Genomic DNA, 15,462 nt, shown 5'->3' with positions numbered 1-15,462 from the left:
TAATTAGTTACTGTATATTTTTTATATTATGCTGTTTATTCATAATCCTATTTAAATGGTTATAAATATTATTGAAAAAGGTTGAAGGTAGATTATATTACCTTCAACCTTTTTCAATAATAAATAATAATTATAAAATCAATTTTAAGAGGAAGGGACGTTCAAATGAGATATGGATATGCAAGAGTTAGTACTTTAGGACAATCGCTAGATAACCAAATTCAATCACAATTGATCAAAAGGAATTTAATAAAAAAACAAGTGTTAGAGTAAAAGTTCCTAAATTATCAATTGGAGAAGCTAATATGATTAACTATTAAAAAAAGAGCCATTTGGCTCTTTTTTATTTTATCCATTGACGGCATTTAATCCGACTGCAATACCTGCTAAAAAGCCAATAATTACAATAGCGGTAAATAAAAACCAATATCTGTATTTATAAATTTCTCTCATAATAAGCACTCCCCCATTGATTATGTTGATTATTTGATATCAATGATTATAAATTAAACATCAAAAAAGAGCTAGCTATATTTAGCTAGCTCCCTTTTTTTAGGCATATGCTTTTGAGTTTCTTTCCTTTAGATATAGAGCTCCGCAGAAAACGATTGACCAAATAATTGCACCAATTGCTCCAACCACGTCACCTGGGATAAAGAATAGACTCGCGAAAATGACGAAGAAGAATAGGATTGTTAAAGGACTGGTAATTGTGTATCCAGGCATCTTGAAACCATCGCTTAGGAAGTCGTTTGATGCGCGGTACTTTCTGTGAGCAACCATTGTTAGTAGGTAAACAATGATGTACATGTCACTTGATGATCCAGCCACGATTGTAAATACAGAACTAATGCTGTTACTTACACTCATGATTGGAGTAATGAAGATTAGAGCAGCCGAGATTAGAATTGCGGCACTAGGGATTCCGTTTTTAGAAACCTTACCGAAGTGTCTGTTCATGAATCCTTCCTTACGTCCTTCAGTAGCTAGTTGGTAGAAGTGACGTCCGGCAGAGAAGATAATACTGTTTAGAGAAGATGCAGCTGATGTTAATACAACGAAGTTAATAATAGCAGCGGCTGCAGGTAGTCCAGCAAGTGTAAATACTTGAACGAATGGACTCTTATCTGGAGTAATTGATGTCCATGGAATAACTGCCATGATAACGGCTAGTGCCCCAATGTAGAAAATCATGATTCTCCATAGAGTTTCGTTAACAGCCTTCTTAACAACTTTGTGTGGGTTCTTTGATTCACCTAGGGTAATACTTACGAATTCAATACCTTGGAATGCGAAGAATACCATTGGGAAAGCAGAGATGAAGTTAAATGAACCATGTGGGAATAAAGTAAAATGATTAGTAATATTGCTAATTGATGCGTGTCCCAAAGGTGTTGATGCGTGTGAAAATACCATGATAATTCCAGTTACAATCAATGCGACGATTGCCACAATCTTGATCATTGCAAACCAGAATTCAGCTTCACCAAATAGTTTGGCGGCAATTAAGTTAATTGCTGCTAGTACAACCAAGAAGGCAACTTCGACAATCCACGATGGAATGTTTGGGAACCAGAAGGCAAAGTATGTAGCAATGGCGGTTAGTTCAGCCATGCTGGCAAACAAAAGTCCTAACCAGTAACTCCAACCGGTGAAGTATCCAGCAGTTGGTCCGAGGTATTTAGAGATAAATGATACGAAAGTGTGTTGAGATGGATCGGCGTAAAACATTTCACCGATGGCTCTCATCATTAGAAAGAAGAAACATCCTAATACTAGGTACACTAGCATTACTGACGGTCCAGTCTTTGAAATGGTACTTCCGGAACCTAAGAATAATCCGGTTCCGATGGTTCCACCAATCGCAATCATCTGAACGTGACGGTTGCTTAGTGAGCGAAGTGTACCATCCGCATTTTTCGTTATCTTTTCTTGCATAAAGATTCCCCCTTTTAAGCTTATTGATTTATTCGCTAATCAACTTAACTTTGATTGTTGAAAATATTATCATCATTTTTCTAGATGACAATAGCTTTAAAGGAGTTTTGGTAAATGTCACAATGCGGTTGTAATATCTTACAAAAGCGCTCAATTATGCTTTAGAACGGGAAATAAGACGCTTTATACCGATACCTGCATAGAATGCAACTGTCCAAATTACTGCACTAATTGCGCCGACTTCATCCCCTGGAATGAAGAACAAACTAACGAAAATGAAGAGGAAAAATGCAATGGTTAGTGGACTGGTAAATTGGTAAGCTGGCATCTTGAATCCATGATTCAAGAAGTCGGCTGACTTTCTGTATTTACGATGCGCAAACATGGTAAATAGGTAAACAATAATACACATGTCACTGGTTGCACCGGCAACTAAAGTGAACATGAATGAAACGCTATGAGTAACCGTTAGGATTGGGTTAATCAAGATTAAAGCTGCGGTCAAACCAATACTTGCGATTGGAATTCCGTTTTTTGAAACGTGAGTTAGGTTTTTATGAATAAATCCATCGGTATGAGTATCCTTAGCTAGTTGGTACAAATGACGACCAGCTGAGAAGATAATACTGTTCAATGAAGAAGCAGCTGATGTTAATACCACAAAGTTAATAACAGCAGCGGCTGCAGGTAACCCTGCAATTGAAAATACCTGCACGAATGGACTGTTAGTTGGAGATAGTTTTGTCCATGGAATTACCACCATAATTACTGATAGTGCTCCAATGTAAAAAATCAAAATTCTCCATAGAGTTTCATTAACGGCCTTCTTTACAACGGTCTTTGGATCCTTGGATTCACCAAGCGTGATGCTGACGAATTCAATTCCTTGGAAAGCAAAGAATACCATTGGGAATGCGGCGAAGAAGTTAAAGAATCCGTGCGGGAACATAGTAAAGTGGTCAAAAATGTTACCAAATGATGCGTGACCAACTGGAGTTGTGGCGTGGAAGAACGCCATGAAAATCCCGGTCACAATCAACGCAACAATGGCAATCACCTTAATCATGGCAAACCAGAATTCGGCTTCACCGAAGACCTTAACGGCAATGATATTCAATGTCGCTAAGACGGCTAAGAAGACGACTTCGATTAACCATGCCGGAATGTGTGGGAACCAAAAGTTCACATATGTAGCGATTGCTGATAATTCGGCCATGCTGGCAAATAGCAAACCAATCCAGTAACTCCATCCGGTGAAGTATCCGGCGGTGTGACCTAGATATTTAGTAATAAATGCAACGAATGTATGTTGGTTTGGATCAGAGTAAAACATTTCTCCGATTCCTCTCATCATCAAGAAGAATAGACAACCAATCACTAGATATACCAATAGTACGGAAGGACCGGTCTTTGAAATGGTACTACCTGAACCTAAAAATAGCCCTGTTCCGATGGTTCCACCAATCGCAATCATTTGAACATGACGATTACTTAGTGAACGCACCGTTCCATCGGCGTTTTCTTATTTTTATCATGCATAGAAATGCCTCCAATATGGCTTTTCCATTATTCATAATTTAAATTTATCCCATGTAATTGTTGATAATACTAGCATTTATCGATATTTTAATAAGCAAATCTGGATGAATTTGTAACATTATACATACGACTTGTAGAATCATACAAAAAAGCCACACCATTTATTGGTGTGGCTTCGTTTCATGTGAAACATCTTTATTTATTTTGTGGCAACTTGTTATCTGCTAAAACATCGTTAGTGTATTGTTCCACTTGTAATGCCACTTCAGCAGCCTTTGGATCATTTGGTTGTAAATGGCTGGCAGTGTCTTGTGCGACCGCCCAGTATGCCAAACTATCGGTAACTGGAACGATGTCTCTAACAATTTCCATCTTTAATTCTGGACGTTGCTTTTGTAGAGTTTCAAAAGTTCCATAGTTGGTAATCATGTTAATTTCACCGCCTGATTTTGGTGAAACACTCTTGAAGATTACCAAGTGTGATTCCTTTTGAGTGTCAGTTAGTTGTTGTTTAATTTGTTTCAATTGTTCTTTGTTTAATTGTAATGCCATTTTAAGCACCTCACTTATCTTTCGATTAATCCAATGGATTGATTGATAAATTGTTGATATTCTACTACTTTCACGGCAGTGTTTGCAACATTATCTGCAGAAACACGACCGTATTGCATTGAGATTCCTTCATCAATTACGTCCAATTCACCAGTTTGTTCATCAACAATTTCGACCGGTCTTAGGATGGTGTATGGAATTTCGTATTCGTCCACCAACTTAACGGCGTATCTTTGTTGATTCAAGTATTCCTTATTATTATCCACATCTGGATAAGTCACTTCTTCGGTTAATTCATTATCGATACCGGCTGTTGATAACATAATAAACTGTTCAAGTGGTGGGTTAACGCGGTCCAATGCTTGGATGACCGCACCGATTTGTAAATCGACATCAAGTGGTCCCAAGAATGTATAGATAACGTTTACACCTGCCAAATTGTCGGCATAAGCATTAACATCCTCGAAATCGATGCCGTCTAGTAAGTTTACTTCATATTGATTTGATAATTTATCGTAGACCTTTTGGCCTAATTGATGAAAATTACCAATAATCAAAACCTTCTTCATGGTTAACCCTCCTTCATTCATTAAATTTATTTTATCAAAAATTAATGCCTAAGTTAACGCCAAATGGTTTAAAAATCAGCGATTAGGGTTCATAATTAGTATGAACGTATAAAAAATTTGAGGAGGCCTTTTTACATGGTAAAAATTGGTAAATCAAACGTAGAATCAACCCCACTTGGTTTAGGAACCAATGCGGTTGGTGGTAACAACTTATTCCCAAACTTAAAAGATGAAACTGGTATTCAAATCGTAAAGACCGGTCTAGATTCTGGAATCACCCTATTAGATACTGCATTTGCATACGGTATGGGCCATTCAGAAGAACTAATTGGTCAAGCCATTAAGGGATACGACAGAAGCAAGTTCGTTATTGCTACAAAGGCCGCTCAAGACACATCAGACGGCGATGTAAAAATTAACAATAACCCACAATTCTTAAAGAAATCAGTAGATGATGCATTGAAACGTCTACAAACTGACTACATCGATATCTTCTACATTCACTTCCCAGACGACCAAACTCCAAAGGATGAAGCGGTTGCTGCATTAAACGAAATGAAGCAAGAAGGTAAGATTAAGGCTATCGGTGTTTCAAACTTCTCACTAGATCAAATCAAGGAAGCTAACAAAGACGGCTTAGTTGATGTTGTTGAAGATCAATACAGTCTATTACACCGTGATGCCGAAACTGAAATGTTCGATTACTTACGCGAAAACAACATTTCATTCGTACCATTCTTCCCATTAGCATCTGGTCTATTAACTGGTAAATACTCAGAAGTTGTCGACTTCCCTGAAAATGATATCAGACACGGAAACCCCGACTTCACCGGTGAACGTTTCAAAAAGATCGTTGAAAAAGTTAACAACCTAAAGCCACTTGCTGACAAGCATGGCATTACCACTGCTCAATTAGTATTAGCATGGTACATCAAGAACCCAGACGTTACTGTTGTTATCCCTGGTGCAAAGCGTCCAGAACAAGTTGAAAGCAATGCGAAGGCATTGAACGTTGAACTAAGTGACGAAGAATATGCACAAATTGATAATGACTTTAGAAACATCTAATCGATTTTAACTCCAATGTTCGGATTTTACTCCAACATTGGAGTTTTTTTATCATAAAACGTCAATTTTCGTTTAAATTTGTCTAAAATAGTTCGCTTTTTAGTGGACTTAAGTTCTAATTATGGTAATATATACGTATAATATTAATAAATACGAACATTAAAGGAGAATGTTTCATGTTAAAGGGAATTGCTAATTTCTTTCATTTTGATGAACTAGGTACTAACTACCGTACTGAATTCATCGCTGGTTTAACTACCTTCGTTTCAATGGTTTACATTCTATTCGTAAACCCAAACGTTATGAGTGCTTCAGGTATCGATAAGGGTGCCATGTTCACTGCAACTGCTCTTGCAACTGCTCTTGGATGTTTCTTAATGGGAATCATCGCTAACTACCCAATCGCTTTATCTACCAGTTTGGGTACTAATGCTTTCTTCGCCTACTCAGTCTGTGTGGGTATGAAAGTTCCTTGGCAAACAGCGCTAGCTGGTACATTTATCGCAGCTATTATTTTCATGATTTTAACAGCGTTTAAGCTAAGAGAAACAATCATCGACGCAATTCCTGCTGATCTAAAGAGCGCCATTGCCGGTGGTATTGGTCTATTCATTGCCTTTCTTGGTTTAAATCAAGGTGGTCTAGTTGTTGCTGACAAATCAACTCTAGTAACTCTTGGATCACTTCACGTTGGTAGTACTTGGTTAACTATTTTTGGTTTAATCCTAACCGTTGTATTAATGAGCGCTCGTGTTCCTGCAGCTATTTTCATTAGTATGGTTGCTACTACCATCTTAGGTATGTGTACTGGATTAATCGCTTTACCAACTCATATAGTTTCAAGCGTGCCAAGTATCAAACCAATTTTCTTAACTGCAATTTCACACGTTACTGATATCAACACATTACAACTATGGATTGTTGTATTTACCTTTTTATTAGTTACTTTCTTCGATACCACTGGTACTCTAGTCGGTTTAGCTAAACAAGCTGGTTTCATCAAAGACAACAAGATTCCACGTATTGGTCGTGCACTAAGTGCTGACTCACTTTCAATGGTTGGTGGTTCTCTACTAGGTTCATCTCCAATGGGTGCCTTCGTTGAATCATCAGCAGGTATCGCCGTTGGTGGTCGTTCTGGTTTCACAGTAATCGTTACTGGTTTCTTTTTCTTACTAGGAACATTCTTCTCACCACTACTTGGTGTCATTACCGATCAAGTTACTGCTCCTGCATTAATCGTTATCGGTATTCTAATGGCTAACGCCCTACGTGATATTCACTGGGACAAGTTCGAATTAGCTGCTCCATCATTCTTGATTGTATTAGGTATGCCACTTACTTACAGTATCTCAGATGGTATTGCTTTAGGTTTCATTGTATACCCAATCTCAATGTTAGCTGCTAAACGAGGAAAAGAAGTTCACCCACTAATGTACGTGCTAGGAGTAATCTTCATCATCTTCTTCTGGCTATTAAACGAATAATAAGGCAAATAAAAAAGACCTTTGATAAGGTCTTTTTTTGTGTTTATTTATAATTCGTTTCGATAATTTATATATTCTATTATTGGACGAATAAAATATCCAATTTCTTTAAAATTTTGAGAATTGATTGAATTAACTTCTTTTGTTAAGAGTTTATGACCCCTTCGATGTTTTTTTAGTGGAATCGAGTATGATCTAAAACTGATTTCATTTGTTTTATTCAGAGAAAAATCAAATTGTACCTCTTTGTAATTAAATGAAATCAAAACATTGATATTATTTCGACAATATATTTTTATATAATCAGCATTAGGCAGGCTCATTTGGATAGTTTTAAAAATATTTTGAATAACATTAGCTAAACAAATCAAATTATTTTGATTATTAATATCCGGAACATATTTTTGTGTAACAACATAATCTCTATATTTTTCATAATTATCCTCAATTTTTTGCTCATCAGCTTCCATCGAGGAAAGAACATCAATAATATTTTGCATTAAATCATCTCTTTCAAAAAAATAATGTAGATAAATAATCATCTACATTGAAAATTGTAATCCACTTACCTTAAGGTCATTTAACAAACTCATTAAAAGTTGAAAAACATTAATATTTTGAAAAACACCCAAACATTGTCATAGTAAAAATTTCATATATTTTTTCATTTTTTATTTATTTTTTTGATTATATTTTTTTATAAAATAAATAAGAATAATGCTAACAATAAGGAGATTTGTCTATTAATCATATAATAAAAGTATAACTTTAGTTGAATTTGTTTATATAACATTTAAAACTAATCCTTGATAACGGTGTTAGAATTCAATTGTTGATAAAACAACAAACCCTAAGTCTATGAATATAACACCATTTATGAACACTCCTCTCTATTTTATCAACAATAAGAACAATAACACCGATGTAATATCGGTGTTATTTATTATCTATCGAGGTGATACTTTATGTCAGAATTCAACGAAGCTGATTACAATATTAGGCTGTATGCTAATGGCGTTTACTATGATAACGATTGTTTCAAAGATCCTCCACTAACTAGTACTGCCGTATGGGTATTTCTTATCCTTAAAGACGATACTTTCTATCACGTTTCTACCAAACAGGATGTTCTAACAGATAATCGACTAGAACTGCTAGGAATAATAGACGGTTTAGAAGATCTATTATTCAAAGGATGGCAACACGAGAATATACATGTTCACATCATGGAAGAAAATATTGCTAAAATCATTCGTTTAGGATGCTTATCATCCTGGGAAAAAAATGGGTGGAAAACCGATGACGATAATAAAATTGAAAAAATAGAGCTTATGATGCGATTGCAATGTTTATTAAAACAATTTGATCATTTGCAATGCACCTGGGATCCTCTACATGATGATTTTGCGTATAACAAATTATCATTTATTCTTAGAAGACTAACTAATAGATAAAACATAAAAAGCCATAAAGCTTTTGCTTTATGGCTTATATGTTTTAAATAACATATCCCAAAAATGCCATAGATATTCCAATCAAAGCACTTAATACATAATAAGAATATGCCATCATCTTTTTCTTTGTACCTAATTGTACCGTTTCATTCATATAGGTAGAAAAGGTGGTGTATCCACCTAGAATTGCTATGGAAAAAGCAAGAATAAACGTATTCTTAGGTAGTTGACCATTAACCAATCCTAACAGAAATGATCCGGTGATATTGATGAAGAAAGTTGCCACTGGAAAAGATGTTGATGAAAACACCTTCTTTAATCCATTGGTGACCCCATAGCGGATTAGAGAACCAACTGCGGCACCAAAACCCACGATTAAAACGCTCTCAATCATAGTTGATCCTCCTTATTTTCAAAGTTTTGGCCTAATTTAGTTCCAATCTGAGCTAATATTAAACCTCCGATTAGACTCACTAATACATATAAAAGACCTATACCAATTTTGTGGTTTAAAAATAAATTGATACTGTCGAATGAAAATGTTGAAAAAGTGGTAAACCCACCAACTAAGCCAATGCTTAGTCCAGTCATCAAATCATTAGATACCTCAATTAAATAAGGAAGTGCACCAGTAATAAACGCTAAGACAAACGCACCAATTAAGTTAATTATGATGGTTGCTATAAAATGATCATCACCAGCTAAAATCGTGAAGTACCCACGCAAAAGACCGCCAATAAAGGCTAAAAGGAATATGTATATTACTCTTCTCATCTAAAATTACCCTTTCTATTTATAAACATTCATAATAGTAAATATTATCATACGTCAGATATTTACTATACCAATTAGCATTTTTACTTTGACATTTAGTCTGTGAAAACTTATCATAATTAGAGAGTGATAACTAAAATTAAAAAACATTAGAAACAAAACTTAAAATCTTAGATAAAAAACTTTTAAAACATTTTAAAACCGATTTATAGATAAGATAAGAAGATATAAATAAGGAGCAATAACTTTATGTTACTGGGAAGCATAGAGGCTGGAGGCACAAAGTTTGTTTGTGCTGTGGGTAACACTGACTACCAAGTGTTAGATAGTTTAGTAATTCCTACCACTACCCCTGCTGAAACATTTAGTAAGGCTATCGACTTCTTCAAACAATTTGAAGATTTAGCCGCACTAAGTATTTCATCATTCGGCCCAATTGAAATTAGAAAAGATTCCACCAAGTACGGTTACATTACCGAAACTCCCAAACTTGGCTGGTCAAATGAAAACTTTTTGGGAGTATTTAAAGAGGAATTCGACATTCCAATGTATTGGACAACTGACGTTAATGGATCAGTGTTCGGTGAATACGTTAATCTAAAAAATAGTGGCCAAACATTAGATTCTTTGGTCTATTACACTATCGGTACTGGTGTCGGTGCCGGAATTATCATTAACGGTCAGTTCGTAGGAGACATGGGTCATCCTGAAATGGGTCACGTGAAATTAAAACGTCACGAAGACGATCTCGATTTCGATGGAATCTGCCCATACCACAAGGACTGTCTTGAAGGACTAGTCAGTGGACCTACCTTTGAAGCTCGTTTAGGTGTAAAGGGTCAAGAAGTTGCTCAAACTAATCACGTTTGGGATATCATGGCCTACTACGTGGCTCAAGCAGCCTTACAAACTACACTAACATTCAGACCCGCTAAAATTATTTTTGGTGGTGGGGTAGTTAGTGAAAAATTTCTCAAAAAGGTTAGATTTGAATTTTCTAAGCTATTAAATGGCTATATAGACATTAAAAACCTAGAAGAATATATTTCAACTCCAACCCTTGATGGAAATGGTTCTGCGACTTACGGAAACTTTGCTTTGGCGGATGCCTTAATTAAGCAACAAGTTAAATAAGTTCAGGTTTACACAATCTAAAATTGAATTGATCAAATATTTTTATAAAAAAAGTTACACAGCGTATAACGTTATTATATCAACGTTATACGCTGTTTTTTCGTGCATTTTATATAAACTTAAGAATTAAATTTCATCAAAACACTTTCATTTTTTTAAAAATGAGTTATTATAATACTTGTAAGTTTGTGAAAGTCTTAATTAATTCACGACTTCGTAAAAAAATAATACTTAAAATTCAATTTGGAAAGGATCTTGAATTATGAAAGCATTAGTTTTAACAGGCAAGAAACAATTAGAAATCCAAAACACTGAAATGCCAGAACCAAAGGCAAATGAAGTTGTTATCAACGCTAAATACGCTGGTATCTGTGGTACTGACTACGCACTATACAATGGTCTACCAGGTTCAGCTGACGCTGTTCCTCCAATCGTATTAGGTCACGAAAACTCAGGTGTTATCTCAGCTGTTGGTTCAGACGTTACTGACTACAAAGTTGGTGACCGTGTAACTGTTGACCCTAACATCTACTGTGGTAAATGTAACTACTGTCGTACAGCTCGTCCAGAACTATGTGACAACCTATCAGCCGTTGGTGTTACTAGAAATGGTGGCCTAGAAGAATACTTCACTGCCCCAACTCAAGTTGTTTACAAGTTACCAGACAACGTTGACTTGAAGTCAGCTGCTACTTGTGAACCAATCTCATGTGCCGTTCACGGTATGGACTTATTAAACATCAAACCTTACCAAAAAGCTCTAGTTATTGGTGATGGTTACATGGGTCTAATCTTTGCACAATTACTACGTTCATACGGTGTTAAAGAAGTTGACTTAACTGGTCGTCATGATGACAAATTAGCTGCTGAAAAAGAAAAGCTAAACATCGACCGTGTTATCAACACTACTAAGGAAGAAATTCCAGCCGAATACGACGTTGTTATTGAAGCCGTTGGTCAACCAGCTACTCAAGAACAAGCAATCGAAGCAACTGTTAAGGGTGCTCAAGTATTGATGTTCGGTGTTGGTGCTCCAGATCAAAAATTCAGCATGAACACTTACGAAGTATTCAAGAAACAATTAACTATCCAAGGTGCATTCATCAACCCTAACTCATTCGAAGATGCTATTGCCCTACTACAAAGTGGTAAAGTTAATGTTGAAAAGATTATTGACAACATCATCTCACTAGAAGACGTTGAAAGTGTCCTAAACGGTACTTCAAACCTAACTGGTAAATGTGTTGTTAAAGTTTCTGACTAATTTTTGGAGGCTTAAATTATGGCTTTAAATGATTACTTTGATGGTCTACAACACGTAGGTATCCCATCAAAAGACTTAGACAAAACAATCGAATTCTACAAATCACTTGGTTTTGACCAAGCTGGTTTATTCCACAATGGTGAAAACCGTTGTGCCTTCATGAGATACGGTAACCTAACCGTTGAAACATGGGAAGGCGATCCAGTTGCAATGGAAAATGGTGCTATCAACCATATTTCAATGAACTGTACTGATGTTGATAAAGCATTCGCAGCCGCTAAAGAACAAGGCTTCGATGTTTTAGATGACGAAATCCAATCAATCCCTACTTTCTGGAACAACGGAATCCGTTTCTTCAACATTCAAGGTCCTAATCACGAAAAGATCGAATTTTGCCAAATTGTAAAATAATATCTTTCGATCATAAAAAGCCCTCAAGCGTTAAGCTTGAGGGCTTTTTTTATTCTAAAATGGCGTCAAATACCGATTGTGGTAGTTGAATAGCTTCACTGGCACTCTCCCTTCAATATATCCCTGTACTGGCATCGGATATAGTTTGCGGGGAATCACACATACTTTAGTTTATGAACGATTTCTGGAGCCAATTTTTCGGCATTTAAACGGTGGTATCTACCTAAACCTAGCCAAAACAAAAACGCCTAATCATTTCGATCAGACGTTTTTATCTTAGACTGCACGGTAAACCATTTTCTTAGCGTGCTTATGATGAATCTTCTTCACACCATACTTGTAGTGTCTTTTAGCTTTGTTATGCTTTTTAGTCTTATAAGAACGATGTAACTTTTTGTGCTTTAGATTCTTTTTAACCTTATAAGTGAGTTTCTTAGCACGTTTATACTTGGCATGCTTGTGAGCTAACTTAAGTGTTGTCTTTTTAGATAATCTGTAAGTTAGTTTTTTCTTACTGTGTTTCTTGTACTTTTTAGCATGGTGCTTAGCTAAACGCTTCTTGGTAGTAGTGTTTAGCTTATAGGTGAACTTGCTACGCTTTTTGGCGTGTTTCTTGTAAGCCTTCTTATGCTTTACGTGCTTGGTAGTAGCACTAGCATATTGATAAGTATTGTTAGCAGTAGCAATTCGTCTTGTAGAGTGTTTTTTTAAGCTATATGCACGTTTTACATGCTTCTTAGTATAATGACTAACTTTATTAACAAGTGGTGTATATTGGACCTTTTTAGCCTTTGCAGAGGTAGTCTTTGTAATCACTTGTGTCTCAGTAGCCTTATGTAGCACATTTGCTTTAGCATGTTTTTTAATGTGTCTAGCTGTTCCTGTCTTAGCAACAGTACGCTTGTGGCCGTTAGCAGTCTTTTCGGTAGTCCAGAATGCTAACTTACGACCGCCAAGTGGAATAGTGTCGGCATCTAATGCTTCGCCCAATGCCTTACTTTGATACTTGTCAGTGTATTGCCACAAATCATAGTTGTACTTAGGATTTGGTGTGTAGTTGGTGTAATTAGCCAACCACACTGCACTGTATGCATTCAAAGTGCTTTGTTGGAATTGATCCAAGATAGATTGTGAACTGTATAAGATAACTGGTTGTTTGGTTAATTGCTTCATCGCATTAGCCCAGCTGACCGCATTTTGGTCGGATGTGCTTGTAAAACCAGTTTCAAAGTCATTCACATAAAATCTTGCATTTGGTGCTAGTGCATGTAGACGTTGTGCTTCTTCTTGTGCTTGAGCAGCGTTTTCGTAACGGCTAAAGCTGTAAACACCGTATGGAATCCCATACTTATTCATTAAATTGATATTATTATTAACCTGTTGATCATGATATTGACCATCTTGAATTCTCAAGACAACGAATTTAACCTCATTCTTTAAATTCATTACTTGTTGATCAGTTAATTTCCCCTGAAATTCTGAAATATCATAAGCCACCGGTGTGTATGGCTTAAATGACTGAGTTGTATCAGCATGTGACTTGATACCATTCAAAGATAAAGCCATGGTTGATCCTAACGCCGCGGAAAATAATAAATGTTTTATTTTTTTAGAATCATACATTTCCAATACCTTCATTTCGAATAATTTTTACAACAAAACCAGGTCATTATCATAACCTGGTTTTTTTAATGCATTTACTTAAGTGAAGTTACCATTTCTAATGCTGTATTTAGAGAGTTAGCTTTAATTGAGTAAACGTCATTACCCATTTGCCAAGTAATAGTTGCTGAACCATCGATTTCAGCAGTAATGCTACCCTTGCTTTCTGGCACTGGTAGGTTGTGGTTTTGGATGTAGTTTACTACGGTCTTACCCTTAGTAGTTGCGGCACCCTTGTACTTACCAAAGTTACTACCGTGTGTTAGTAGTGACCAGTTACCAAAGTTTGCTTGGATGTATTCTTGACCGGCACCCTTATCTGAGTGACCAACAACGTTGTAACCTAAGTTTACTGATGGTAGACCAGCAACGTTAGCAGCAGCTTGGTAGCCAACTTGTTGCATTGCTGCTGAGGCACTTTCATAAGTGTGCTTAGTGTAAGTAGCGTATGTTGAACCATTGTTTAAGTAGCTAATTGTAAAGTTGGTCTTGTTTCCATCCAACTTAGCATTTACGCTTTGGTTTGAATCCAAACCATTGCTTTGTGGTAGCTTTTCATTTCCTAATTTATTAGCAATCTTGTCATTGCTTGATGATGATGAGCTCATCTTGCTAGTTTGAGTAGTTGAAGTTGAACTTGATGCATCACTATTGTCGCTTTTCTTTTGTCCACAAGCAGTTAAAACTAAACCTAAAACTGCAACTGCAGGTAAAATCTTCTTCCATGCTTTCATAATGTAGGACATCTCCTTAAAAACTATTTGAAACCAGTATAACAAAACATCAGTGTTACGTTAATAAAGTTTGTATTAAATTCTTGTTACTTTATCATAGATTACCGCAATAATGTAAATGATTGTCTCAATGGTTGCGATAAAGAAACTCACTGGTAGGTTCGTTACAAAACTTAAGTATAGACCAAACCAGGTCCCAATTAAAGAAAAGATAAATGTCAAAATGGTCATGGACCAAATACTATGCACGAAATAGCGTGCTGAAGACGCTGGAATAGTCAATAAAGCAAAGATTAAAAGTGATCCTACGATTTGGGCTGTCACACTGACAGTACATGCCAATAGGATTAAGAAAATCACCGATACTAGAGTGTTGGCACGAGAATTAAAACTTGCACCAACGTTATCAAATGAATTGTATTTTAACTTTCTGTAAATCAAAGTGGTAATCACGATGATGGCGATACTTAAGCCCACCAAGGTTTGCACATTGCTGTAACTAATCCCAACGATACTACCGAATAAAATGTTGGTAGCGTAGCTAGATTGAGTGTCAGCTAATGATAGGAATAAAATTCCTAGTCCAATGAAGAATACGGAGAACACACTGATTGATGATTCACGACGGCTCACTCTCGAACCAACGGTCCCAATCATTAATGAACTTAAAACGGTAAATAATAGCATCCCTAAAATTGGGTTAGTTCCCAAGAATACCCCAAATGAAGCTCCTGAGAAACTGATTTCTGAAAGTGTATGGGTGAAGAAAGCGGTCTTTCTGGCAACCACGAATACCCCCATTAATCCACATAGAATTGAAATGAAGAAACTAGCGACGAAGGCGTATTGCATGAATGGATAACTTAACATTTCTAA

16 protein-coding genes are annotated in these 15,462 nt (G+C 36.2%); 6 read left to right on the top strand and 10 right to left on the bottom strand.

Annotated features, from left to right (window positions below):
- Window positions 1–552: 552 nt before the first annotated feature.
- From K5Q07_RS00580 to K5Q07_RS00565, 4 genes are all read right to left on the bottom strand, one after another.
- Complete coding sequence (locus K5Q07_RS00580) at window positions 553–1,938, bottom strand: amino acid permease (RefSeq protein ID WP_220729131.1); 1,386 nt, start codon at window positions 1,936–1,938, stop codon at window positions 553–555.
- Between the two features lie 154 nt (window positions 1,939–2,092).
- Window positions 2,093–3,412, bottom strand: coding sequence for an amino acid permease (locus K5Q07_RS00575; RefSeq protein WP_220729239.1), 1,320 nt, complete (start codon window positions 3,410–3,412; stop codon window positions 2,093–2,095).
- Between the two features lie 260 nt (window positions 3,413–3,672).
- Entirely contained in the window at window positions 3,673–4,029 is a 357-nt protein-coding gene (locus K5Q07_RS00570) for a hypothetical protein (protein WP_220729130.1), read from the bottom strand.
- A gap of 14 nt (window positions 4,030–4,043) precedes the next feature.
- Entirely contained in the window at window positions 4,044–4,598 is a 555-nt protein-coding gene (locus K5Q07_RS00565) for an SDR family oxidoreductase (RefSeq protein ID WP_220729129.1), read from the bottom strand.
- 135 nt (window positions 4,599–4,733) lie between these two features.
- Here K5Q07_RS00565 and K5Q07_RS00560 point away from each other — a divergent pair, with 135 nt between their 5' ends.
- Both K5Q07_RS00560 and K5Q07_RS00555 read left to right on the top strand, forming a co-directional pair.
- A complete protein-coding gene (locus K5Q07_RS00560) occupies window positions 4,734–5,666 on the top strand; it encodes an aldo/keto reductase (protein WP_220729128.1) in 933 nt (310 codons plus the stop codon).
- Between the two features lie 176 nt (window positions 5,667–5,842).
- The gene (locus K5Q07_RS00555; protein WP_285289171.1) at window positions 5,843–7,153 is read left to right on the top strand and encodes an NCS2 family permease; all 1,311 of its coding nucleotides are present in this window, start codon (window positions 5,843–5,845) and stop codon (window positions 7,151–7,153) included.
- A gap of 47 nt (window positions 7,154–7,200) precedes the next feature.
- On the opposite strand, the gene K5Q07_RS00550 is transcribed toward K5Q07_RS00555, so the two are convergent.
- Window positions 7,201–7,653: a hypothetical protein gene (locus K5Q07_RS00550; protein ID WP_053797064.1), complete on the bottom strand. Its 453-nt coding sequence runs from the start codon at window positions 7,651–7,653 to the stop codon at window positions 7,201–7,203.
- Window positions 7,654–8,118: 465 nt separating this feature from the next.
- Between K5Q07_RS00550 and K5Q07_RS00545 the strand changes: the two genes are divergently transcribed.
- A complete protein-coding gene (locus K5Q07_RS00545; protein WP_220729127.1) occupies window positions 8,119–8,607 on the top strand; it encodes a hypothetical protein in 489 nt (162 codons plus the stop codon).
- A 43-nt stretch (window positions 8,608–8,650) separates the two neighbouring features.
- Here the strand turns inward: K5Q07_RS00545 and K5Q07_RS00540 are convergent, their stop codons facing one another.
- Both K5Q07_RS00540 and K5Q07_RS00535 read right to left on the bottom strand, forming a co-directional pair.
- Window positions 8,651–9,001: a fluoride efflux transporter FluC gene (locus K5Q07_RS00540; protein ID WP_220729126.1), complete on the bottom strand. Its 351-nt coding sequence runs from the start codon at window positions 8,999–9,001 to the stop codon at window positions 8,651–8,653.
- Window positions 8,998–9,381: a fluoride efflux transporter FluC gene (locus tag K5Q07_RS00535; protein WP_220729125.1), complete on the bottom strand. Its 384-nt coding sequence runs from the start codon at window positions 9,379–9,381 to the stop codon at window positions 8,998–9,000. Before K5Q07_RS00535 ends, K5Q07_RS00540 begins: the two co-directional genes overlap by 4 nt.
- A gap of 249 nt (window positions 9,382–9,630) precedes the next feature.
- Here K5Q07_RS00535 and scrK point away from each other — a divergent pair, with 249 nt between their 5' ends.
- From scrK to K5Q07_RS00520, 3 genes are all read left to right on the top strand, one after another.
- Window positions 9,631–10,515: a fructokinase ScrK gene (gene scrK, locus K5Q07_RS00530; RefSeq protein WP_220729124.1), complete on the top strand. Its 885-nt coding sequence runs from the start codon at window positions 9,631–9,633 to the stop codon at window positions 10,513–10,515.
- A gap of 262 nt (window positions 10,516–10,777) precedes the next feature.
- A complete protein-coding gene (locus K5Q07_RS00525) occupies window positions 10,778–11,779 on the top strand; it encodes a zinc-dependent alcohol dehydrogenase family protein (RefSeq protein WP_054607055.1) in 1,002 nt (333 codons plus the stop codon).
- 18 nt (window positions 11,780–11,797) lie between these two features.
- Entirely contained in the window at window positions 11,798–12,190 is a 393-nt protein-coding gene (locus K5Q07_RS00520; RefSeq protein ID WP_220729123.1) for a VOC family protein, read from the top strand.
- Between the two features lie 276 nt (window positions 12,191–12,466).
- Here K5Q07_RS00520 and K5Q07_RS00515 read toward each other — a convergent pair whose 3' ends face one another.
- From K5Q07_RS00515 to K5Q07_RS00505, 3 genes are all read right to left on the bottom strand, one after another.
- The gene (locus tag K5Q07_RS00515; RefSeq protein WP_220729122.1) at window positions 12,467–13,828 is read right to left on the bottom strand and encodes a GH25 family lysozyme; all 1,362 of its coding nucleotides are present in this window, start codon (window positions 13,826–13,828) and stop codon (window positions 12,467–12,469) included.
- A 59-nt stretch (window positions 13,829–13,887) separates the two neighbouring features.
- On the bottom strand, window positions 13,888–14,586 hold the full coding sequence (locus K5Q07_RS00510) for a hypothetical protein (protein WP_054607059.1): 699 nt from the start codon (window positions 14,584–14,586) through the stop codon (window positions 13,888–13,890).
- A 75-nt stretch (window positions 14,587–14,661) separates the two neighbouring features.
- Entirely contained in the window at window positions 14,662–15,456 is a 795-nt protein-coding gene (locus K5Q07_RS00505) for a metal ABC transporter permease (protein WP_160185006.1), read from the bottom strand.
- Between the last annotated feature and the right edge of the window lie 6 nt (window positions 15,457–15,462).

This window comes from Apilactobacillus zhangqiuensis (assembly GCF_019656215.1).
In the GTDB taxonomy this organism is placed as follows: domain Bacteria; phylum Bacillota; class Bacilli; order Lactobacillales; family Lactobacillaceae; genus Apilactobacillus; species Apilactobacillus zhangqiuensis.
The sequence above is the reverse complement of the archived record's forward strand: the minus strand, read 5'-3'. Positions and strand labels throughout refer to the sequence as shown.